Annotated in this window: 19 protein-coding genes and 1 pseudogene; 14 read left to right on the top strand and 6 right to left on the bottom strand. The window is 49.8% G+C overall.

What is annotated here, in order from left to right:
• The first annotated feature begins 106 nt into the window (after window positions 1-106).
• The 3 genes from IPN95_26395 to IPN95_26385 all read left to right on the top strand — a co-directional run bounded on the left by IPN95_26395 (window position 107) and on the right by IPN95_26385 (window position 2,419).
• Window positions 107-1,135 (top strand): hypothetical protein, encoded by a 1,029-nt coding sequence (locus IPN95_26395; GenBank protein MBK9452888.1) that lies wholly within the window; start codon window positions 107-109, stop codon window positions 1,133-1,135.
• A gap of 49 nt (window positions 1,136-1,184) precedes the next feature.
• On the top strand, window positions 1,185-1,616 hold the full coding sequence (locus IPN95_26390; GenBank protein MBK9452887.1) for an SMI1/KNR4 family protein: 432 nt from the start codon (window positions 1,185-1,187) through the stop codon (window positions 1,614-1,616).
• Between the two features lie 419 nt (window positions 1,617-2,035).
• Window positions 2,036-2,419, top strand: a complete 384-nt coding sequence (locus IPN95_26385) for a hypothetical protein (protein ID MBK9452886.1) — start codon at window positions 2,036-2,038, stop codon at window positions 2,417-2,419.
• A 16-nt stretch (window positions 2,420-2,435) separates the two neighbouring features.
• Here the strand turns inward: IPN95_26385 and IPN95_26380 are convergent.
• A pseudogene (locus IPN95_26380) lies at window positions 2,436-2,847 on the bottom strand (response regulator).
• Window positions 2,848-2,859: 12 nt separating this feature from the next.
• Entirely contained in the window at window positions 2,860-3,567 is a 708-nt protein-coding gene (locus tag IPN95_26375) for a GHKL domain-containing protein (protein ID MBK9452885.1), read from the bottom strand.
• Window positions 3,568-4,283: 716 nt separating this feature from the next.
• Between IPN95_26375 and IPN95_26370 the strand changes: the two genes are divergently transcribed.
• The 6 genes from IPN95_26370 to IPN95_26345 all read left to right on the top strand — a co-directional run bounded on the left by IPN95_26370 (window position 4,284) and on the right by IPN95_26345 (window position 13,265).
• Window positions 4,284-5,696, top strand: a complete 1,413-nt coding sequence (locus IPN95_26370; protein MBK9452884.1) for a hypothetical protein — start codon at window positions 4,284-4,286, stop codon at window positions 5,694-5,696.
• Between the two features lie 41 nt (window positions 5,697-5,737).
• On the top strand, window positions 5,738-7,222 hold the full coding sequence (locus tag IPN95_26365; protein ID MBK9452883.1) for a T9SS type A sorting domain-containing protein: 1,485 nt from the start codon (window positions 5,738-5,740) through the stop codon (window positions 7,220-7,222).
• A 300-nt stretch (window positions 7,223-7,522) separates the two neighbouring features.
• Entirely contained in the window at window positions 7,523-8,890 is a 1,368-nt protein-coding gene (locus tag IPN95_26360) for a T9SS type A sorting domain-containing protein (GenBank protein MBK9452882.1), read from the top strand.
• Between the two features lie 231 nt (window positions 8,891-9,121).
• The gene (locus tag IPN95_26355) at window positions 9,122-9,721 is read left to right on the top strand and encodes a YdeI/OmpD-associated family protein (GenBank protein MBK9452881.1); all 600 of its coding nucleotides are present in this window, start codon (window positions 9,122-9,124) and stop codon (window positions 9,719-9,721) included.
• Window positions 9,705-10,325: a YdeI/OmpD-associated family protein gene (locus IPN95_26350; protein MBK9452880.1), complete on the top strand. Its 621-nt coding sequence runs from the start codon at window positions 9,705-9,707 to the stop codon at window positions 10,323-10,325. The genes IPN95_26355 and IPN95_26350 overlap by 17 nt, the downstream gene beginning before the upstream one ends.
• A gap of 333 nt (window positions 10,326-10,658) precedes the next feature.
• Window positions 10,659-13,265: a T9SS type A sorting domain-containing protein gene (locus IPN95_26345; protein MBK9452879.1), complete on the top strand. Its 2,607-nt coding sequence runs from the start codon at window positions 10,659-10,661 to the stop codon at window positions 13,263-13,265.
• 27 nt (window positions 13,266-13,292) lie between these two features.
• Here the strand turns inward: IPN95_26345 and IPN95_26340 are convergent, their stop codons facing one another.
• The 3 genes from IPN95_26340 to IPN95_26330 form a co-directional block, all read right to left on the bottom strand.
• Window positions 13,293-14,249, bottom strand: a complete 957-nt coding sequence (locus IPN95_26340) for a T9SS type A sorting domain-containing protein (protein MBK9452878.1) — start codon at window positions 14,247-14,249, stop codon at window positions 13,293-13,295.
• 443 nt (window positions 14,250-14,692) lie between these two features.
• Window positions 14,693-14,869, bottom strand: a complete 177-nt coding sequence (locus IPN95_26335; protein MBK9452877.1) for a hypothetical protein — start codon at window positions 14,867-14,869, stop codon at window positions 14,693-14,695.
• A 189-nt stretch (window positions 14,870-15,058) separates the two neighbouring features.
• Entirely contained in the window at window positions 15,059-15,670 is a 612-nt protein-coding gene (locus tag IPN95_26330) for a hypothetical protein (protein MBK9452876.1), read from the bottom strand.
• A 720-nt stretch (window positions 15,671-16,390) separates the two neighbouring features.
• Here IPN95_26330 and IPN95_26325 point away from each other — a divergent pair.
• The 5 genes from IPN95_26325 to IPN95_26305 all read left to right on the top strand — a co-directional run bounded on the left by IPN95_26325 (window position 16,391) and on the right by IPN95_26305 (window position 20,665).
• Window positions 16,391-17,458, top strand: coding sequence for an acyltransferase (locus IPN95_26325; protein ID MBK9452875.1), 1,068 nt, complete (start codon window positions 16,391-16,393; stop codon window positions 17,456-17,458).
• Between the two features lie 271 nt (window positions 17,459-17,729).
• Window positions 17,730-18,878 carry a hypothetical protein gene (locus tag IPN95_26320; GenBank protein ID MBK9452874.1) on the top strand — a complete coding sequence of 383 codons (1,149 nt, stop codon included), beginning with the start codon at window positions 17,730-17,732 and terminating at the stop codon, window positions 18,876-18,878.
• 108 nt (window positions 18,879-18,986) lie between these two features.
• Complete coding sequence (locus IPN95_26315) at window positions 18,987-19,460, top strand: SRPBCC family protein (protein MBK9452873.1); 474 nt, start codon at window positions 18,987-18,989, stop codon at window positions 19,458-19,460.
• Complete coding sequence (locus IPN95_26310; GenBank protein MBK9452872.1) at window positions 19,457-20,035, top strand: hypothetical protein; 579 nt, start codon at window positions 19,457-19,459, stop codon at window positions 20,033-20,035. Before IPN95_26315 ends, IPN95_26310 begins: the two co-directional genes overlap by 4 nt.
• 177 nt (window positions 20,036-20,212) lie before the next feature.
• Window positions 20,213-20,665, top strand: coding sequence for a hypothetical protein (locus IPN95_26305; protein MBK9452871.1), 453 nt, complete (start codon window positions 20,213-20,215; stop codon window positions 20,663-20,665).
• A 1,280-nt stretch (window positions 20,666-21,945) separates the two neighbouring features.
• Here the strand turns inward: IPN95_26305 and IPN95_26300 are convergent.
• The gene (locus tag IPN95_26300; GenBank protein ID MBK9452870.1) at window positions 21,946-22,383 is read right to left on the bottom strand and encodes a hypothetical protein; all 438 of its coding nucleotides are present in this window, start codon (window positions 22,381-22,383) and stop codon (window positions 21,946-21,948) included.
• Between the last annotated feature and the right edge of the window lie 512 nt (window positions 22,384-22,895).

Genomic DNA, 22,895 nt, shown 5'->3' with positions numbered 1-22,895 from the left:
TACGTATGTTGCTTGCTGCTTGTATTTGGCATTTTTATCGCCCCGCATCTCCATGGCCAAAGTTGTGAATATGTGCTGTTTTCAGACGATTTCAGTAATCCCTTCCGTGTGGCAGTCACAGGGCTCTGGCGATGTGAATGTCGGCAACGGAATCTGCAACTTTGCCAATGTTTACAGCGGAAGCTACAACCGTGTATATCAGGCGACAAGTTCCATTTTTCCTGACAACTATTGGCGGGCGGATTTCGATTTTTCGATTTTGAATCCCAATGCATACGGTGGCGTGGGTGAGGTATTGCTTGCGCTCACCGCCGGCCCCTTGGATTTTATTTCGTATGACCTTTCGCAAGGATATTTGGAGACCACTCAAGATGGGATCGCCGTGATTTTGCATTCAGACAATGCCAACGACAATGATATCAACCATTGGTACTTCATCATTGAAGGCAAAAAAGGCTCTACAAGGCTCTTTGATGTAGGCAATGTGATTCATGCCAATGCAGCGATCAGCGATTACTACATTCGGTTGGAACGCAGCTCTTATGGGCTTACCCAGCTCAGCATCTGCACCGACCAGAATTATACCAACCATTTGCCGGGGTCTCCGGTCACGTATGCGATTGATCCCACGATTACGGGATTGAACCATGTGCAGCACGGGACGAGCACACCCGGCACGCCTACACGAAACATCAATGCTAAGATCGACAATGATTTTATTTGCGGAGACCGATTGCAACCTACAGCTATCGATCCATCACATGACAACGACGGCTTGCTGGTTTTCCCAAACCCGAGCAATACCACCCTACAAGTCACCTTGAAGGCCTGGGCACCTTGGATTGCGCCTACACGATTTACGATAGGATGGGTTCGACGATCGTCGCCGCGCACCTTCCGGAATCCCGGCAAATCGACGTTGCACAATTGCCCGCCGGCAATTACCTGCTTATGGTCACAGGTATGGATCAACCCCATTGGGCGAAATTCCAAAAGCAATGATGGATTGGGATTCAAGACCAGCAAGAAGCTTGGGCAACGAAAATTCCCGCCTCGACGTGTCCGGAAATTCTCCAAGAAGACAAAACATCTGGACTTATTCTTCTGCAAGTGGCCCTGCGCAATAAGGCGCTGAACAAGAGGGCCCTGGCGAGGAAATGGATTAAAGGAAAATTAACAAAACAGTGGACAATTTCAAGAACATATTTGCTCAATTCGGAACCAAAAGGACAACCCCTACCAAAACAGAAATTCCTGATATTGAGCAACTCGTCCAATTCCAACTGCCGCAGGATTACAAGTATTTCCTTCAGGAATACACCGGTTTTGAAGGCAATATTGGAAGAGAATACTTGGGAATCTGGGACCTCGACGAGCTCATCGAACTCAACAGCGCCTATGAAATACCCGCGATGCTGTCGCGTACACTTGCAATCGGAAGTAACTTGGGTGGAGAGTGTATTGCACTTCAACTCACCTTGGAAGGTTCATTCCGTGTGATTCTTATACCTTTTGCGTCTTTAAACGAAACCGATCAAATTGTGATCGGCGATTCATTCACTGATTTCTTTGTTCGATTAATGAACGGGGATAACTGGTTTGGAACAAAATCATAGATCTACATGCTCGGACAACAAGGGATTCCAAAAACCACAACCCTTTCAAACTATCAAAAGGAACTTACCGTAAATTGCACGCTGAAACTCGGTACACAATGCATCAAAGTCGACTCCTAAAATGTTCTAAGTTTTGGTATTGGTTGGCTTTCATCAGCTTGCTGGGCTGCGCGCGTGAATCATCGTACGGTGAACGGGAAGCGACCTCGATGGTCGACACCGCCAATGAATCCCGCAAAATATTGCCCCCTGCAAAACCAGCCTCCGATCCATCGGCCCATTCGGCATCCGAAAACGCGCACGCCACCTTTGACCTCTTCAGCCAATGCAAGTCCGAAGGAACAACCCAAAATGATACAACCCTTTTGAACGAAGAATTCACGATTTCCATTCCGAAGGAGTGGAATCAGAAATTCATGATGGCAACTGCATTTGAAATCAATTCCCAAGATTTTCCGGATTCTATGAAAAGGGGATTCACGCTCACCATTCTCCCCTATGCGGAAATGTATCTCAAGAAGAACCCTTATGTAAACTACCATCACTTTTCCCGGATTCAATACCGAGATTGGGAGGCTATATTCCTCATTCGCAATGACTTGTTCCCGGAAAAAAGTGACAAGACCGTCTATTGGCGAACCGAATTAAAACTGATTAACCAACCTAAGACGCGGATTTTCTGCATGATCTTTGGAAGGCGTCACGACAGGAACTCGGAACCAGATTGGTGCGATTTCAAGCGGATCGTGGAATCGTTTTCGATGATGGAAACTTCATCGAAAAAGACGCCATTATCTCAATAAGCTCCCCGGCAACTTCCTACCACCCAAACTTATCCTCCAAAATCTCCTGCAACAATTTCTTCGTCAACGGCTTGGACAAAAATCCTGCCACACCGCCGATGCTGTCGGCGTGCTTTTTGTCGTCGGGATTTAAGGAGGTCGTGAGCATCATCACGACGATATTGCCGCGTTGTGCCTCCGGCAGCTTTTCGTAGGCTTCCAGGAATTCCCAGCCGTTCATGCCCGGCATGTTGATGTCCAGCAAAATCAAGTCAGGCTGCGCGTAGGCACCGCCTCGAATTGTCGGCGAGAAAGGCCAAGGCCTCTTGCGCCACCTGAAAAGCCACGACCTTTTCAGCACAACCATGGCGATCGATCACGAGTTTGTGAAGGAAATTGGTGGGTTCGTCGTCATCCACCAAAAGTATGCAGTTGAGTTTTTTGGACATCCTATTCTCTGATTATCTGATTGGAATTGTAAACAAGAAATTGCTGCCTTTGCCCTTTTCCGATTCGACCCGAATCGTGCCGCCATGCAGTTCCACAATCTTGCGGCAATTGGCAAGACCGATCCCGGTGCCTTCGTAGAGGCTTCGGTTGTGAATGCGCTGAAAAATCAAGAAAATCCGCTCTTGGTGTTCCGGCTCGATGCCGATGCCATTGTCCTTGACGGAAAATTCCCATTCGTTTCCTTTACGGTTGGCCGAAACATGAATCTCCGGCGCAGTCCCTGCCTTGCGAAATTTCATGGCATTGCTGATCAAGTTTTGGAGCAGTTGCCGGAATTCCGTTTCGTAGCCGGTGATTTGTGGGAGATTATTGGAAGTGATTTTGGAACCACTTTCCTTGATCGCAGTGTTGAGGTCGACCAAAATGGCGAATGACAATACAAGAGGTATTGTCGAGTTCGGGAAAATGAGCGCAAGAAATTGCATACCTGACCGCCGCGAGAACCGCCGTAAATGTCGAGTTGAGCGGTTGTTACCGCCAAACACCAACAGTCCAAAGAGAAATTTGCGAAGTCGAGCGAATGTCCAGAAGATCACCCATTCAAACCGTCCCAAGATCAGGCAATTGACGGCCCCCAAGAGGATCATCAGAAAGGCGGAACCCATCAAGGCTCCGTAATAGTTGGTTTTGAGTCGGTCGATTATTGAGGTGTCCAACATTTTGCCGGAGGAAGTGGAACGGGTGGATCTGACTGAAGGAGATTGGGTCGGGATCGATGACGAAACGCAGTTGATGATAAAACAAACGGCGATGAATTTGAAAATATCGAAGAATTGCAAAACAAGGAATTGAAAAATACGTAAAAAGAATTTCGAAAGAACCACGAAAAGAGAGGGTTCGAACAGGAAGTGAAGAATACCGAGCAGCCATGCTTTTCTCCTGTCGAATGAAATCCCACAGGATTCTGCTGCGTTTGGGTCTGCCTTGACATTTGTTCCCAACTCTGACAAACATCATAAAAGTGGGTGACCCAGAAACGGCATCATGGGTCCAATGCCTTCGAACCTCGTGCAATCGTCCATGCAGCGATTGAGAAGGTCTCAGGGAAAATGCCGATTTGAAAAAAAATGAAAGTGAGTTTCTTGAGAGCCTTCAGAACAATGAAAAAAGCCATACAAACAAGATGAAGCGTCAAGAATCGGATTGAAGGCTCCATGGAGTCGTGGCCCCTCACAGATATACTGCAAGGGGAAGACCCATAACGAAAAAAGGAGAAAAACAGTCCACCCCATAAATCTGATACATTTTGGAGTGAATCCTGTAACAATCCCTCAAGCATCCTTCCGCAGCTTTGTATTGTCCTCGGTGTGTGAAAGTTGTCGCGCACCAAAGGCAGTAGTTCAACTGCATCGTTGGGTTCTGAAATGTGCATATCATGAAAAAATTATCCTTTATCCTACTGTTGTTTTCTTATTCGCTGGGCTATGCGCAGCATGTGGCCATCAACGGTACAGGTGCCTCCCCGGATGCCAAAGCCATGCTGGACATTGCTTCTACGACTTCGGGCTTGCTCATCCCGCGCATGACGACCGTGCAACGCGACCTGATCACGACACCTCCCAACGGCCTGCAAGTCTATAATATTACCACAAATACATTGGATGTCTACCGCGGCACCCGCTGGGAATCAGTATCTGGTAATCCCCTTTCGAATTTGGTTTATGTTTATTCGTTGGCCGACCTTCCTGCTCCCTCTGGCAACGCGATCACTTTGGATGCCACCAAAATGTACATTTTTTCCGGCATCGTGAGCATTTCACCCAACTATCTCAACCTGAACGGTGCAGGCCTTCGTGGCACAGATCCCGCAAAGGATGGAGTGCTTTCCACCGTCAGTGGCGCTGTGTTAAGGAGTACGGGAGTCTCGGTATTTATTGAAAACCTAGCCGTGATTCCCGCAAGCGGAAGCACAAAGGCCTATGATTTTGCGGATGCAACAGGCACCATGTTTTGCAATATATTCTCTGGTTGTTCTGTCGTAGAAATTGGCATTCCAACTTTAGGTGTCGGACAAGTGAGCGGATTCAAAGCGATAACGATTCTCCAAAACTATTGGAGCTGTGCAGACGGGCTCAAAGTCACGGGCAATGTGGGAAAATTTTCCAGCACATTAAACTTCATTACCAACCTCACGACAGGGGCTGGAATTGAATTTCTTGCGGGCCTGACAATCAACGACATTGACCTTTCCAACAACTATTTTATCTATACCGGTCAACTCGGAGTCAAAGTCAACGTAGGTTCCGTGATCGACAGAGGCAGACTCACGACGAATATGTTTCGAGGCGTCGGCACCAATTTAGTCGGGTTTGACTCCTATTCCCTTGGCTGGCAAATGGTCTCTAATACAGATATTCCTAACACCAGGTCATTTTGTTTTGAATACATGACCAACAATCCAACCGCGACCTCTCTTTCGACGCAAGCTGTCTTTTACAAAATAGCAGGTACCACCACGATGGTAAAAGAGCAACGATTTACGGCGCAAAGCAACCGTATGACATACGTAGGAAAGAGCCCCATCACCGCAAGGGTTTTGACAGTCATGGGCGCACGTGCACCTAGCAACAATGCAGACTTTTCCATTGCAATTGCAAAAAATGGTGTTGTGATCGGCAATCCGTATGGTTCCATGGCCTCGGCAAATAGTGGAACGAGTTTTCAGATCACGTTGGCTACGGAAGTCGATCTTTCTACCAATGATTATATTGAGGTTTGGATCCGGAAAAACAATAGCAATACAAGTTCTATTACCGTCGATGAATTGCAGTTTCGGGTGACAGATTGAGTCCCATATTTATTCCGAATAATGCCCCTAATTCAACTGATATGAAGCACATCATCTACCCCAATAAAGTCCTCCCTTTTTTTCTTCTCTGCGTGATTGGCTTGCTCGGGTTTTCGGGAAAAGTCTTTGCGCAAGGCGGATTCGTGATGGATATCAATGCCCAAGTCGTCGTGGAGGGTACTGCAAGCATTGTCATTGCCGATGGCAAATGGCAGAACGATGGAATTTTTGAAGCGGGGACCGGATTGGTTCGCATCGAAGGCACCGGCAGTACGGCCAATTCCACCATCGGCGGATTGTCTACGAGCGGCAGCTTCTATGACTTGACCTTGAACAAAGCCTCCAATGCTGCCCAATTGGTGAATGATATTGTGGTCAGTCATCAACTATTCCTGACCAGTGGACCCTTGGATTTGAATACGCATCAACTCACGCTCGATAACAGCGACTCTAATGCCGTCGCACGCACATCCGGCTACCTGCTGAGTGAGCAACCCAATAATTCGAGTACGGTTGCTTGGTTCATCGGAACAGCTGCGGGCGTTCATACCATTCCGTTTGGCGCCATTTCCGGCATCTATATCCCGATGGAAATCCGGGTTACCTCTGGCAATGTTGACACGGTCCGAGTCTCCACATACCCTACAAATGGTGCCAATTTGCCACTTCCCGTAACGCCGACCTTGGTTACCAATGTGCTCAACGACGAAGGGCTTGACAACAGTGCAAATACAGTGGACCGATTTTGGGAAGTCAATCCTACGGGCTCCACAGGCGTCATTAGTTTGACTTTGAACGCCCAATTGGACGAAGTGGGAACGGTGACCAACCTTGTGGCGCAACGTTGGGACAGCCTGAGCGATACTTGGGACGCTCCGTTGCCCGGACAAATCAGTTCCGCCACTGCTGTAACCGTCCCTAATGTCTCAGAATTCACCACATTCGCCATTGCAGAAGCCGTTGAGCCCCTGCGTGTCGAATTTCTGAGCTTCGATGCTTACGTGAATGGCTCCAAAGTGATGCTCAAGTGGGTGACGGGCAGCGAAACCAACAGCGATCATTTTAGTGTGCAGCGTTCGGCAGATGGCTATTCATTTACTGAAATCGGCACGGAAGCAGCAGCAGGAAATAGTTACGTGGTTTTGCGCTATTCAAGCGAAGACCTCAATCCACTCAAAGGCAGATCGTTTTACCGGATCGTCGAATATGATGTCAACGGCGGCACCGTGACCTCCGACATGAGAGCCGTGTACTTCGAGGAACTCAAATCAATGACTTTTTCGGTATACCCCAATCCAATAACACAAGGAAACCTGCAACTGCGCATCGTTGGAGGAGAAGGCGAGACTGTGACCATAAGATTGGCAGACATGCTTGGCAAGGTACTGATCAGTAGCGAATTGAAACTAAACGACGATATCGTGGATTATTCGTTTGAAATCATTCCATTCCTTGCAAAAGGGAATTATGTCGTGTGGATTGCCAGCAAATTGGGCAACAAAAGTTTTCAAGTCATTGTGCAATAGTGGTCAAATACCCAGGCAAGGAATCCGCTTGCTTTGTCAGGCTTATCGGGTCCATGGTGCAATTTTCGATCCACCGAGGATCGGACGGAACTTCGCGCTAAAAGCATTTTATCTGCGAATTGCCACTCCCCTACCCGATCAATCCTGATTAACATCATTATTCTGACTGATCAACCAATGCCGAACGGGGAACATTGGTGCCGAACTTTGTCCCAAGTTCAGGTTCAGTCATGCTGAAGTTGGACGGTTTGGCGTACTGGAAACAATTCAAGATAAATCAGTAAGAAAATCTTCAGCACAATGAGAAAAGCCATTTACACTCTTTTGTTGCTCGCCATTTTGGGCTTGAGCCACAAGATTTCTGCACAAACCGTTGCAGCAGGAAGGGCATTTACCGTGGCAGTTTGCGAAAACCAAACCGTCAAGGCTTGGGGATACAACGTCAACGGTCAATTGGGGAACGGCAGCAATACCGACAGTTATGTTCCCGTCTCGGTGAGCAACATCACGGGCATCACGGCGGTTTCCTGCGGAGACCGGCATGCCTTGGCATTAAAAGACGACGGTACTGTCTGGGCATGGGGCGACAATGGCAACGGATGCCTGGGAAATGGCGGCAACGTCAGCAGCAACGTTCCCGTCGCAACCCTCATCACCGGCGTAAAAGCAGTTGCAGCAGGACGTTACCATTCCGTGGCGTTGAAAAACGACAGCACGGTTTGGGCGTGGGGATTCAATGGCGAAGGAGCCCTTGGCAACGGTACCTATATCAACAGCAATTTTCCGATCATCGTCCCGGCACTTTCCGACATCATTGCGGTCTCGGCTGGCACCAACTTTTCAATGGCTTTGAAAGTGGATGGCACCGTCTGGGCCTGGGGATTCAACGACGATGGCGAACTCGGCAACGGAACCAACATCAAATCCAACATTCCGGTGATGGTCAGTTCGCTTACGAACGTCAAAGCCATTTCGGCTGGATACTACCATGCCTTGGCCTTAAAAAATGACGGCACTGTCTGGGGTTGGGGTTACAATGTCAACGGTCAATTGGGCGTGGGCAACTATACCGATACCAACGTGCCGGTGACAATCCCCAATTTCACCACGGTTACCAGGATTTCAGGTGGAAGGTCGTTTTCCTTGGCTAGCAAAGCCGATGGCACCGTTTGGGCTTGGGGAAGAAATGACCGCGGGCAATTGGCCAATGGAACCAATACGAGCGGCAATGTGCCGGTGCAAGCCACCTCGATCAGCAACGCCACCGTTTTGTATGCCGGGGAGCAACATGCCGTTGCGCGCAAATCAGATGGCAGCGGATGGACTTGGGGCGACAACAGCAACGGCCAATTGGGTGATGGCACCATCGTTTCCAGCAACGTTGCACTGTCTGTGCCTGGACTTTGCCAAGTTTTGTCCGGCACTGCAAATGTGGAAGTGCCCACGGTTGCAATTTATCCCAACCCCAATCTTGGACAATTCAATTTGGCCGTCTCCAAAGCCAATGGAACGGTTGAAGTCTACAATTTGATTGGAGCAAAGGTTTACCAAGCAGAAGTGAGAGGTCTCGAAGCCCAAATAGACCTGTCTGCACAGCCCAAAGGCCTCTATATTTTGAAATATTATTCAGGCAACGCCGTTCAGACGGGACGTGTCGTGATTGAATAAGTTGAAGATCTGAATGTCGTAAACCGCCAATTGGTGGACATCGTCAAGGCACCGAGACCCTGCGTGGATCTTGGTGCCTTGGCCGTTTTTTGAGAATTGGCTTTTGCTTCCCGTCACGGTGGCCGCAAGCCTCTGCTTTTTCTGAAATGGGTTTTTCTTCTTGCCTCCGGGTCTTTGTGGCCAAATTCACCCAGATATTTCCGAATTTAGGCGGCAAATGATTGCGTGAAAATGTACGGCGAAAATCCGAAGGTGAATTTCTATTTCGAGAAAGCAGTCCGTTGGCAACAGGAGGTCAAGCGCTTGCGCGTGCTCGCCCTGGAAACCGGACTGGCTGAAGAATTAAAATGGGGCCATCCCTGTTATGTGCTTGGCAAAGCCAACGTATTCCTGATCCACGACTTCAAGGATTATTGCGCCTTGCTGTTTCACAAAGGATCCTTGCTCCAAGACAGCGCGGGACTTTTGGTGCAACAGACTGAAAACGTGCAAGCTGCAAGACAGCTCCGCTTCACCAACCTGCAAGAAATCCATGCGCAGGAAGCAATGATCAAAGCCTATATGCACGAGGCGATCGCCGTCGAAAAAGCAGGACTGAAAGTCGAATTGAAGAAAACGACGGAATTCAACATGCCAGAGGAATTCCAATCTGCCCTGGAAGCCAATTCCGAACTCAAAACGGCATTCGAAGGGCTTACTCCAGGTCGGCAACGCGGTTATCTCCTTCATTTCTCTTCGCCGAAACAATCCGCGACACGTGCATCGAGGGTAGCCAAGTCCATCCCCAAAATACTTTCCGGAAAAGGCTTGGACGATGAATCCAAAAGTTGACCATTATTTTGCCGAAGGTTGCGGGCGCTGTGCGCTCGGGGGTACACCCGCCTGCAAGGTTCACAAGTGGCCGCGTGAAATGGCGCAGTTGCGCATGTTGTTGCTCGGCTGCGGACTCACCGAGGAAGTCAAATGGGACGTGCCCTGCTATACCTTTCAAAACAGCAATGTGATCATCCTTGCCGCCTTCAAGGAATATTGCGCATTGAGCTTCTTCAAAGGTGCCCTTCTGAGCGATTCCGAGGGAATTCTCGTCAAACCCGGAGAAAATACACAAGCCGGCCGCATGCTGCGCTTCACGGATGTCAGGGAAATTGTTGCCATGGAAGACACGATTCGAGCCTACATTTTTGAAGCCATCGAAGTCGAAAAAGCAGGACTTAAAGTCCCGTCCATGCCACCATCCGAACTGCCGATTCCAGCCGAACTGCAATCCAAATTCGAAGAGGATCCCGCTTTTCAATCCGCCTTCACATCCCTCACTCCGGGCAGGCAACGCGGTTACCTCCATCATTTTAACTCCGCCAAACAGTCCGCTACCCGCACGGCGAGGATTGAAAAATGCATGTCGCAGATCTTTCTCGGGAAGGGGCTGAATGATTGATGGGGTGCAAACACTTTTCATGAAGCCTGCGATTGCCCCCTCCCGTGTTTCCGGCCTCAGCTACCGACCTCGTGCAAGTGCTACAGATTGACAAATCCTCCCTGATTGCTGCCTCCGGCTGCCTTCCTCGAATGGAATTCAACCTCCAATGGATATTTTCCCAGCGCATGCCGAGTGCACCAAAATGCTGGAACGATCAGACTGTGTTACGCATTTGACTGCTCCTGCGATACCGTGCATTTGAACCGAGGTACCACGGAGCTGTGTTTGTGTATTGATTTGTTGCACGTAACTATTTTTTAGGTAGCTTCGGGGGATAAAACTGAATCTGCCATGTACAAAAGAAATATACAGTACATCCTCATTCTGATCATTGTTTTGCTTCAAAGCAACGAGGGGCTACGGGCAACACACAACGTCGGCATTGATATCCGTCTTGAATGTCTCAATGCCTGTTCAATCCGGGTGAATTTCAAAGCTTACAGGGACTGCACGGGTGCATACGACGTGACGACCGACCCAAGTTGGGTCAGCGCCGACCCGAATTGTACGCAGGCACCGACCCGGGTCTTGTCATTCGCGGTAGTAAAAACCGAAGTGACCCCCGTTTGTCCTTTGGTCACTACTTATTGCAGCGACCCCAACGCTACCATACATGGTGTGGAGCAACACGCCTGGAATATCATCTACAACACCTGCAATGCTTCACCTTGTGTCTATGACCTATTCTACATGGATTGCTGTCGCAACATGCCCATCACTTCCCTTGTAAATCCCGGAGGTTTGCAGATGAGTGTGCACTTGCGTGGAATCGATCTCACGGCTCCAACCTGCAACAATTCACCGCAGTACCACAACATTCCTGTTTTGCACCTCTGTACAGGGCAATCTCGCACCTATGACATGGGAGGCACTGATCCTGATGGCGACTCATTGTCCTATGCGATTGCAACATGCATGGCCGATTCCATGGTCCCGGTGCCCTTTCAGGTCGGATATTCAACGACATCACCACTTGGTCCAACTTGGGGATGCAGTATCGATTCATCGACAGGCCTGCTGCGAATGACCGCTCAACCCGGCAGCCCGCAAATCGGCGTGGTTTGTGTTACAACTTCAGAATTTCGCAATGGCAACCTCATCGCCACCAACACCCGCGACATGCAAATCGTGGTGCTCCAATGCAACGGCAACAACACGCCGCCTGCGGTGACATCCATTGCACTTGCAAATGGGAATGCATCCGTAATCGGCAACCACGTCTATACCTGTATACAAAACCCATTCTGCCTCGACATCATAGCAGCCGATGCTAATCCCGGGCAGGTGTTCAGCTACTTTTGGAGTGCATCGATTCCTGGCGCAACGTTTTCAGACGCCAACAATCCCAATATCACAGACACATTGTGGAGCTATTTTGGGAATGCCGCCATAGGCCGATTCTGTTGGACCCCGAGCAATGCTGGCACTTATGGGCTACGATTGTCGATGGTGGACAATTTTTGCCCGGTGCCTTCTGGAGGCGATACGGTCATCTGGATCCACGTGGTGCCCATGCCATTTGCGCAAGCCGCGGTCACGCCGTTGGCATGCCTGGATTATGGATTTGCGGGTGGGGCCGGTGGTTGTGGCACGAGCGGCAACTTCAGCTATTTATGGAGTGGCGGAGGCGGATTGTCAAGTACTTCGCAAAATTTCAACCACCATTTCCCCTACCCTGGCATCTATCCCTGGCAATTGATCGTGGATGACGGGCAAGGTTACCGAGACACGATCAGAGACACTATTGTAGCAGCGCAGTCGCTTACTTGGTCCCAAATCATGACGGGAAATACGCTGCTAGATGCGTGTCTCGGACCAACGGGCTGCATATTGGATGCTGGACCGGGCTTTTCGAATTATTCTTGGTCCACCGGTGCCACTACACAGACGATCACCGTCTACAACCCCGGCGCTTATAGCGTAACGGTAGAGGAAACCACAGGCTGCAGGCTTCGCGATATCGAAAATGTCGTCAAGACCCCAGCGGATTTATCCGGAATTGTGACCAGCCATTTGGGCGTGCCCATGGCCCTTCAGAAGGTGCGCTTGCTGCGAATTCAATCCGCCCCGCTTGCCTTTGTCACGATCGATTCGACCCTTACAGATGCCAGTGGTTATTATCAGTTTTGCAACATCACCGATACCACGGTCTATGCGAAGGTGCATCCCGATATCAATGCCTTTCCCTTGGATATGCCAACTTATGCCGACAGTGCATTGGTATGGAATCTTGCCAACGGAGCAAGTCCATTGCTGAACGGTCCTACCGTGCGTGACATTCATGCCATCTATGGTCAAAATCCCGGGGGCAGCGGCTCCCTGGGTGGTACCGTCGTGCAAGGGACCAACAAAGTCGGCGGAATTGGAGATCCGGTTCCCGGATTGCGTCTGTTTTTGCGCCATGTGGGCTTAGGCCAGATTGTTGGATACCGCGATACAGATGTCAACGGCTACTTTGTCTTTTCTGGATTGCCGATTGCCGACTATGAAGTGATCCCTGATTTCCCCTATGTTGATGAGAATTTGCCCCCGTTCGTGGCATTGAACGCGCAGCTTACACAACGCAATCAACTCGATTTCATTTTGCATCCCACTTGGTTGGAATTGGTGACAACCATTGGCTTTGTGGATCACGGGCGCACGTCGTTTTCGTTTGAAGCATGGCCAAATCCTTGCACAGGTCCATTGACCTTGGAAATGGAGTTGGAACAAGCGAGCAAGTTATCCTTTGCGTTTTATGATTTGGCGGGTCGGCAATTGACGACTCCTCAAACCCAACGCTTTTCAGCAGGACATCATCAACAAATCCTGGAAATCGGCGCATTGGCCAAGGGGGTCTATTGCCTACGCGTGTGGGTCAACGGACAGGTGCATGTATTGCGCATCGTCAAGGCTTAAGGGGGCCTTCTTCAGGGCTGGCGAATCTCATTCCTTCATGACTTTGATCACCGACGACTGCCCAAAGACGTCGACACGGAGAAAATAAATGCCCATCGGGCCCGGCAATGTCAATTGTGTCGCGGATTGCTGGGAGATGTGCATGGATTCCAATAATTGCCCATGCAAGCTCAACACCTGTATGTCTGCATCAGCTACGCTGCCCCACTCGACCCATACCTTCTCCGTCGCTGGAACGGGATGGCACCTGACCAAAGGCTGGTATTGTGGCGATGACCCGACGATGACTACCGGGACACAATCTGAGCGCCCATTGCAGGGGCCATAGTTCACATTGACGGCATAGCTACCCGTTGTGGTGGGAATGAAAATCGGCCCATTTGCTCCAGGAATCGGACTGTAATTGTTGTTGCAATCAACCCATTGGTAAATGCCACCCAATGGCAATCCAACCAATGTGTTTCCTTGCTGGTCAATATCCGCTTGAAGATGCCCAACAGTAAGATTCAAAATTTCCACACTGTCACAACCATATTGATTCACATACGGAAAGGTGTAGGTCCCGCTTGAGTCCAGGGTTTGTCCTGAAAACACAAAGCTGTCACAAGCTTCCACTGTCTGGGAATGGATATTTGCCAGCAAGGTGAGGTGTAGTGTGACCACGCTGTCACAGCCATTCGCGCTTGCCAGGGTCTGTGAATAGGTTCCCGACTGTGTATAAATTTGCCCATTGAAGGTATAGCTGTCGCAACTTGAGTCCGAAACCGTCGTTGCGGAATGGGGACGCGTGGTAAGCTGCAAGGTAATCAAGCTATCACAACCAACGCTGTTGGGAATCACCTGGGAATATGTGCCTGAATTCGGATAAAGCTGACCATTCAATCCAAATGTGCCGCATGTATCCACAACCAAGGTAGACGAGGTTGAAGATCTCAGCGTCAACAACATGGTGATGAAGCTGTCGCACCCTACGTGGTTGGTCAAAACGTGATCATAGGTCCCGGTGGCATAATAAACGGAACCTTGAAAAGCAAAAGAATCGCATCCAACGGTGGAAACAGTACTGCGGCTCGCAAGGCAGGCACCCAATTTTAGCAGAAAGAGCTTGGCCGGTTGCCAGCTGGTTGCAAGATGAGGTAGTTTGGACCAGGGTCACAATCAAACGTCTCCAGTAGCGACCTGTCGTGACATTACTCCCATCCGGATAAACATCAATCCCTAGGAATACTCTAACAATGTCCACCGGTTTTTGCAACCCAACTGAAGTTCCCGTTCGGATAGAACACCACAATGAAGGGATCCAAAGAGTTACTTACCGACGTAACTCCGCTGGTAGCCAGTGGCGAGGGATCGAAGTCCATGTACCCGGCGAAGGAACCTGTGAAATAAACATTGTCGCTTGAATCCACGCCAACGTCATAGGCAAATCATTGTTGGCCGAACCAAAGGGATGCACCCACAAAAGGTTGCCGCTCGCATCCAGGCATTGGGACAAACATGTCATCTGCGCCTGCATAAGGCAACATCAACACACCTGCTCCCGGGTCAAAATCCGCGGAGACGTTAAAATCCCCTACGGAAATGATGTTGCCAATGGAATTCACTACCAGTTTAGTTATATGAAATTGGCCGCTTGAGGCTCCCATGTTTTTTGCCCAAACAAAATCGCCTGCTGGGCTTAGCTTCAAGAATAAAAATATCCAAAGCGCCGCTGGCGGTCAAGGAATAAACGCCCCCTGAAGGATCAAAGTCCACCGTTTGTTGAAAGCTTCCTCCTATAACGACATTGCCCGTCACATCCGTGTATCGATGCTCGGGGCATAGTCCACATAACCTCCCCCGATACGCTTGGCCCATAGGAAATTGCCGGAGGGATCAAGTTTCTGCACAAAAATGTCAGTGATCACCGTAGAACTGCCCGCGAGATTGAATACTCCGGATCCAGGGTCAAAATCAGCTGTTCCCCTGAATTCTCCCGCCAAAAGCAAGTTGCCGCTCTTGTCAATGGTAAGCGAAGTGCCGACATCGGCACCCACAGACCCATGCTGATTGACGCTCAGAAAACTGCCATTGGAATCTGCCTTCCACAAAAATATGTCTGAGGTTCCGATCGGAGTGCGGTTGAGGGTGCCAGGGCCGCCATCAAAGTCCGTGACTCCGGCAAAACTCCCTGTCACATAAACGTTTCCAACACTATCGAGTTCCATATCTCCGAGAATTTCAACTTGGGTCGACCCAAATGTCCTCACCCAGATCAAATTTCCATAGCTGTCCGTCTTGACCACAAAGATATCCTCGTGGTTCCCATTAGAAGAAACAGGCAAATTGGGCTGACCAGGATCAAAATCGACAGTCCCTCGAAATTCGCCAGCAACATAAATATTGCCGCTGGAATCATGTCTCACAACTTCACCCTCAGCAAAAAAATCAGGAACGCCAAAAAATCCTTTTGCCCACTGGAGATTTTGGCAATATGCTGGAGTTGAAAACAATAAGATTGCCAGAAAAGCAACCCCAATCAGGCTTGAAATCAACTTATCAGGAATTCGATGCAATTGGTTACCCATGTCAAGGATTTTATGTGGAAAGCCATCATCTCAATTTGCTTGGCGAGATGTGTACCCGCTAAAATAGCAGTTTCATTTGGAACATACAAACGAAGTGTTACAGGACTTCCCTTGTGCTTCATGGCATCCATCACGCCGGAGAGGCAACGCGGCTGACGCGATCACCCTAACGTCGCCCCACCGCACGCAACCCGCACTGTGCGCATAGAAAAATGCATGTCGCAGATCTTTCTTGGGGAAGGGGCTGAAGGATTGATTGGGGCCTGCAAAACAGAACGGCTTTGCCCGAAATCCTTTGCGGACGATCCACATCCACCTGCTTACAGAATACCGACCGATACTTCCCCGATACCCAATCACCAAAGGTATGGGTGCATTGGCTTCGAAACGCTTCAACATCCTTCAGCGACTCCCAAAAAGGAACAGGCGCTTGAAATGTCTCGCCATTGACAGCATCGTCGACAGAACCGCCCCTCCGAAAATCCAATTTTCAGCAGACAACTTTTCTCGGAATGAATATCTGTTTACTTTGGGCCGTGGGAATGAAAATGGAAGCGCGTGCACAAGAATAATTTTGACTTTCTGCGTCTGATTTTTGCGATTTTCGTGATCATCACGCATCTCAAGCCGCTTTCGTTGCGGCAAGAAGGTGATTGGCTCATGTCGCTCACAGACGATCAGCTTTGTTTTTCCTACCTGGGTGTGAGAGGGTTTTTCATCATCAGCGGATTTCTCATTTTCCAAAGTCTACAACGCAGCAAAAACCTGTTGGACTACTTTTGGAAGCGCATTTTGCGGCTTTTTCCTGCCCTTTTTTTCGTCTTGGTATTAACCTTGTTGCTGGGGCCAATTTGGTACAATACGGCCGTTGGAGGTCCTTACCTGCAAAATCCCACGGTGCTCTCCTACTTTCCGCGCAACTTCACGCTGCTTCTGCCACAATTGGCGATCAAAGGCTTCTTTGAAGGTAATCCCAAACCGGGTACCGTCAATGGGTCCCTGTGGACGATCGGCTATGAATTTGCATGTTATGCTGCATTGGCGGCAATGTACTTTTTCCGGAGAAGGGCAACCCTGGTCAAAGCCATGCTTGGCAGTATATGGGTTCTGCTGTTTGTTCTCAACATCTTTTTCATCGAGCACCTCAAGGGTGTCGGCATTTTCTTGAATGCTGATAACCTCGTCGAATTGGGAATCTTCTTCGTGGGAGGCTCTTTGTTGGCTGCTTTTCAATTTGAGCAATTCCGGTACGCAGGTTATGCCGCTGCTGCGGCTGCGCTCATCCTCTCCATTGCACTGAGTACGCACGTCTATGGTTTCGGCTTTCATTTTGTCTTCTTGCCATTGCTCGTGATCGGCTTCGGGACGCGGTCGACGCAAGGGCTGAATCGCATTGGAGAGAAGGTCGGCGATTTGAGTTATGGCATCTACTTGTACTCGTTTCCAGTGATGCAGATTCTGATCTACTGTTACCGTCCCGGCGAACTTTCCTTGCTGATTTCAAGCACCCTCGTCAGCGCAATCCTTGCTTTTGCTTCTTGGCACCTGGTGGAAAAGCGGGCTCTGCGATTGAAAACGTTTCAACCCTGGAACCGATTGTTCAGGAAACAAAACTCCCCCAATTAGTCCGTACGTCTGCAAGGCTCCTCCGAAACCCGACTCGCGGGCATCCCGGCAGATTTTGCGAAAGAAGCAATTGGCAACGTGTTCATGCCAGAAGCTTCTCTTTTTTGCATCGTCGCAGCGAACTTGCTTACGGGGGCATTGCCTTTGACAAGAACCCTCCCGATGCCTTTGTCCAGCAGGCAATGCACAATTCAACCAGAGAACTCAATTGCAGGTTGAGAAAGCGCAATTTGTACGCGGGCAATACTGCGAAAATCCTTATCATTGAGACATGAAAAAGGCCCTCCTCCTCCTCTGTATGCTCCTGTGCCTGTTGCGCTTACAGGCACAAAACCGCAACGCGACGGTGAAGGCGCTCAACAACTATGTCCTCTTTGCCAATGCGCATGTCCATGCCTTGACGGCCACGTTGACCTCCCTTGAAAGGTACGACGGCCTTTTCCGCGACTACATTCGCACGCAGCGGCAACTCGGCGGCGAACCCTATGAAAAGCCGAAAGCCAGCCCATTTGTGGACACCGACATGTTCACGCTCGGCGAAGACGACCCGGCCTACCTGTACACCGCCGCGCTCAAGGGCGCGACGAACCTGCCGACAAATGTCAAATCCGAACTCAATCGCGCCATGTTGGGGATGCGCAACAGCGGAACGCAAATTATGCTGCTGATCGACTCGATGAGCAATAGTTTCCATGGCCCCATGATCACCGTCACAACCGATTCGACGGCCCTCCCCTATCGCCTGCTCTACGCTGCAAGCCGGGAATTGGAGGTCTGCAAAATGCATCGCGATGCCTTGCAAGCAAGCCTCGCCAGTCATTACAACAAGGCATGCCCGCTGATTGCACCAACCGGGGATTATATCCATTCAGTAAAACCGCTCACGGAAGGCTTGGACATTTCTCAGCGGTTGCTCAACAACATTCGTAACATGGAAAATCCCCGCGTCTGGCAAGACCTGATGGCGCTCGATTCGCTCGCCAAGTACTTGGAAAGTGCCGAATTGACCTTGCTCAAGGGGATTTCTCCGATTGGCAACAGCAAACAATTCCCCAACAAGGGCAACTTCAACGGCTTTGACTTGTACAACAAATACGAGGATATTGTGGCGCAATTCAAAGCGCTTTCCGGCGCGGGAATCGCAAGGTTGCTGGCAGAAAAGGAAAGTCCTACAACTGCGTCAACCGCACAGCTTCTCGGGCCTTTCATCGAAAGCTACAATGGCAATCAGGGATTCATCTACCTCTACAACGAATACGTGCAATTGATCGGCGGCGGTAAAATCAAGCTGATATCGGACGGAGGGGGAAAATCCAAGTATATCTACCGCGGATGGTCCAACGGATCCAAGACGCTCCCGGTGCGCACTTTGTTGTTGGGCATGAAGGATGTGCCTGTTTTTGAAGTTGTTGGCTGGTGATGCCACAATGTAAAATTCATCCATTTCATTGCTGAAAACACGCAACGAAGACAGAAGATTGCTACATTCGCATCCTGCGCTATTCCACGTGATCGTGAATTCCAAGGTATGCCCCAAGAAATCCCCTACGCCACCTCACCTGACTGCGAAATTGTCAGCAGCAGAATCGTAAACGCCTCGGCAGAGACGGTTTACACCGCTTGGACCCAACCCGAATACCTCAAAATTTGGTGGGGTCCCAATGGATTCACCAATACTTTCCATGAATTTGACCTGCGTGTTGGCGGGCGATGGAGCTTCGTGATGCACGGTCCGGAAAAGGGCAATTATGTCAACGAATGCGAATTTACCCACATGGATCCGCCGCGGTTGATTGCCTGGAAAAGGTATTCGCAGCCGCTGTTCAAGGTGTTGGCAACATTCGAAGAAATTGCGCCTGCCCAAACCCGGATTGTGTTCCGGCAGATCTTTGACACTGAAAAGGAGTGCAACAAGATCAAACCCTTTGCGGTGGACAAAAACGAGGAGAACTTTGACCGGCTTGAGGTTGTGTTGATGAAGATCAGTACGAAGGAAATATGAAACACGTCAATCGGTACAGGATCGTGGCCTTGCTGTTTTTGGCTTTGACGGCCATCTTTTTGGTGGTCTCCATGACCAATGCAGCCTTCTTTGACTGGGTATTTGAGCGCCACCACAATCCCTGGAGTTGGTACATCCGACCACTTTTTCTGATTCCCTTTTGCTTCTTTGCCTACAAGCGCAGTTGGGCGGGCATTTCGGCAACCATTTTTATGCTGTTTACGAGCATGTTCTGGTTTAATCGGCCCTCTGAGGTCAGTGAGCAGGTGATGTCCTTCCTTCAATTCGAGAAGGAATGGATCTACGGTGCATGGAACTTTCAGAAAATCCTGCTGATTTTGACGGTGCCCGTCTCCTTTTTTGCGCTGGGCCTCGCCTTCTGGAAACGCAGCTTGATCATGGGGCTCGGGGTGGTCGTTTTGATGGCAACGGGCAAAATTATCTGGAGCATTCAAAACGCAGGCGAATCCGGGAAATCGATTCTCATTCCCGCCTTGCTGGGTCTCGGAATTTGCAGTGCGTTGATTTATTGGGGCTTCAAGCGACTGGAAAAGCAGCAATCCAACAAAAATTGATGGTCAATTCGAAGGTCGGTTTCTGAGATATTCATTCGCATGAAAGAAGAAATGTTCCAAACTTTGCATCCGCAGGCAGACAAAACCAACAAGCGCATCGCCTTGCGGAAATACAACGACATCCGGGAAAACCTCCTCCAAGTGCTGGAAGGCAAGGAATTGACGCATACTGAACTGATGGAAGCCCTATTCCAACGTGTCAAAGACCATTTCGAAGGGGGAGTTCAATGGTATGGCGAAACCGTCAAACTCGACCTTGAGGCCCGCAATATCCTCGAACGCACCAAAACGAAGCCCGAAAAGTATCGCCTGACGCTGTTAAGGGATCCTTCTGAAGAAAATGCAAAACCGCATCTACGCACTTGCCCCAATGGCCATTCATTCCAAAAAAGCAGCGATTGCCCAACCTGTCCGATTTGCGAGGAACTGCGAAAACCCAAAGACAGCTTCTTGGCGTTGATCGGCGCACCGGCAAGACGCGCATTGGAACGGGAAGGAATTGATTCGCTGGAAAAACTGGCCACGTACACCGAAAAAGAAATACTCGGACTTCACGGCATGGGAAAAAGCACCCTTCCAAAACTGAAGGCGGCGATGGAAAGTGCAGGATTAATGTTCAAGCAAGGGTAGCAGGAATTTCCAAGATTGGATCGTCGTCATCTTGCAAGTTTTGTAGCATTTATCCTTTGTGGTTGTTCTATGTGGCGCGTTGCCTTTAAGGCGCGGTTCTGGTCAGCTCTGAATGCAAAAGAATAAGAGGCTTTTCGATTCCTGTCCATTTCAGCATTCGAAATGGCAGGACCATGTCGGGTCGGGGCCGATGCCTTTCAGACTAGGCCCTGCTGGGTAAAGGCCGGGGATCGATTGGAATCGAACGTTGAAATTCACGCCGTTCCTGGAAAAACCAGGTTCATGAAACACCAGCTGGCGCGGTCCAAGCTTGAATTGCAAGCATTTTCCATTGCGTCGTTAGGCATGCCGAAAGGGAAAAGGGATTACGGGCGTTAGTTGCCGTTGGTACGGGATAGTCGCGGAGTTAAGGCCAGGGAAGCGATTCGCAGCGGTTGAAAACCACATGTTCAAGCCAGCGTGATTGACTCAATGCGGCGAACAAGCGGCGGGACGAGTCCGTGCGGCGCTGGCGGAGTTAGTGCGGGAGTTATACCGATTCGACAGCAGGGTACTTCGGATTCCAACAGCAGGACAATACCGATTCGACAGTGACAATACCATCCAGGAGCAGGAGACACCACAGGAAAACAGGAAACTGGCTAGGAATGCACAAGATCGTCCAGCACTGACCCACATCTAAGCCCTGGGGGAATCCAACAAAAAAAGGGGGGTTGTCGGGATTCATCCCAACCTTCCGGTAAGGTTTGCAGTTGCCTGCGCCTCCACGGAATCCATGAACCCAACAAGAACCGCCGGTCGAAAAAAACATAAAAAAAAGACTCGAAAGAACTTCAATTTTACAAATTTCAAAGAGACAGGGATATCGCCGGAAATCGGACGAAGCACATTCCGGAGGCCAAATGACTGAGGTCCGCAGGAAAGGATTCCTCCGAGGCGATACGCGTTGCGGGCACCGAGCTGACGGCTTGCGCCTCGTGCATGCTGTGACTCATAATGGTTGTCACCCAAGGTTAGCAGGCAATGCAAAAAGGAAAATCTGGTCGCCGCCGGCACCGGCTGCGCTTGAAGCTGCCACCTGAGGGCGAGATCGCTATTGGTGGGCAGATTCTGTAGTCCGGCCTGGGCCGTATTGCAAAATCGTCTGACAAGTTGTCGTAGATGATGAAAAGCGAAGCTAATTGAAGAGGCCACGGGTGAATCGCATCGTACCCATCGAAAATCAGCCCTTCGATAATCGTGGAATCGGTTTCAGAAGCAATTCTGATCCAAAGCGAAGTTCAGGTCACTTTGTTTTCGAAATAATAGTTCACCGAACCGCAGATGCGATTTTTGCAATACCACGGACCGGGCACGTTCGTCGTCAGTGCCGCGGCGTAGGCGACCGCTACCGTATCGTTCAGAAAGCTGAATTCGTGAGGCGGCTGCCGGTGGCTACTTCGCTGCCAAACCATTTCCACTGAAGCTGCAGTTGTCGGCTTCACCCAAAACTCCATCAGTCCTTTGTGGTTGTTGTTGAAAATGCAATTCGAAATGTTGGCATCCACGCTGTAAATGGCGTAGGTATTACCCTCAAACAACGTATTGGTGATCGCACCTTGTGTGCCAAATCCCGTTCCTGCTGTCGAATCACGCAGCCGTCGACTGAAAGGTCGTCTGAAACCATTGCAACTGGTATTGCTGGACACCCAAAGCGCTTCAGGAAAATGTTGTGGCATACCTGTTATTGGAGGCGATCGCCTGACCATTGTACTGAAAAATGCAGTCGTAAAATTCATCGGACCAAAGGGCTGAACCGCATAATTGTTGTACCGAATGTGCAATGGTGCAGGTCCCAGGTCGGTGCACCCTGCTGATCGCTGTAAATGCCGTTAAAAGCATTGTCCAATTCAAAGTGTCCATCCCTTATCCGCCCTGCGTGCTCTTGACATTGATGCCCAACCGCGAATTTGGTCGGTAGTGTATCGCTTTGAACCAACCGGATTGGGGAGGGAAATTGACTACCACGATTGCCGCGAATTTCAAGGCAGTGCATGAAAAATTTCACAGAATTTGCCGTATTTGACCCGCACTTCGACGCCGCGCTCTAGGTGGTGTCTTCCTGGAAATACCACCACGGGGCCGGTCATGATATATGGATTCGTTGGTTGAGGCCCATCGTCGTGTTGGCATAAATGCCGCCGCTGACCGAGTCTAGCTCGAGCAGGGAAACAAAGGAAGCAAAGGACAA

It is taken from the genome of Bacteroidota bacterium (assembly GCA_016718825.1).
Taxonomy (GTDB): Bacteria; Bacteroidota; Bacteroidia; order J057; family JADKCL01; genus JADKCL01.
This window is presented reverse-complemented; position numbering and strand designations above follow the sequence as displayed.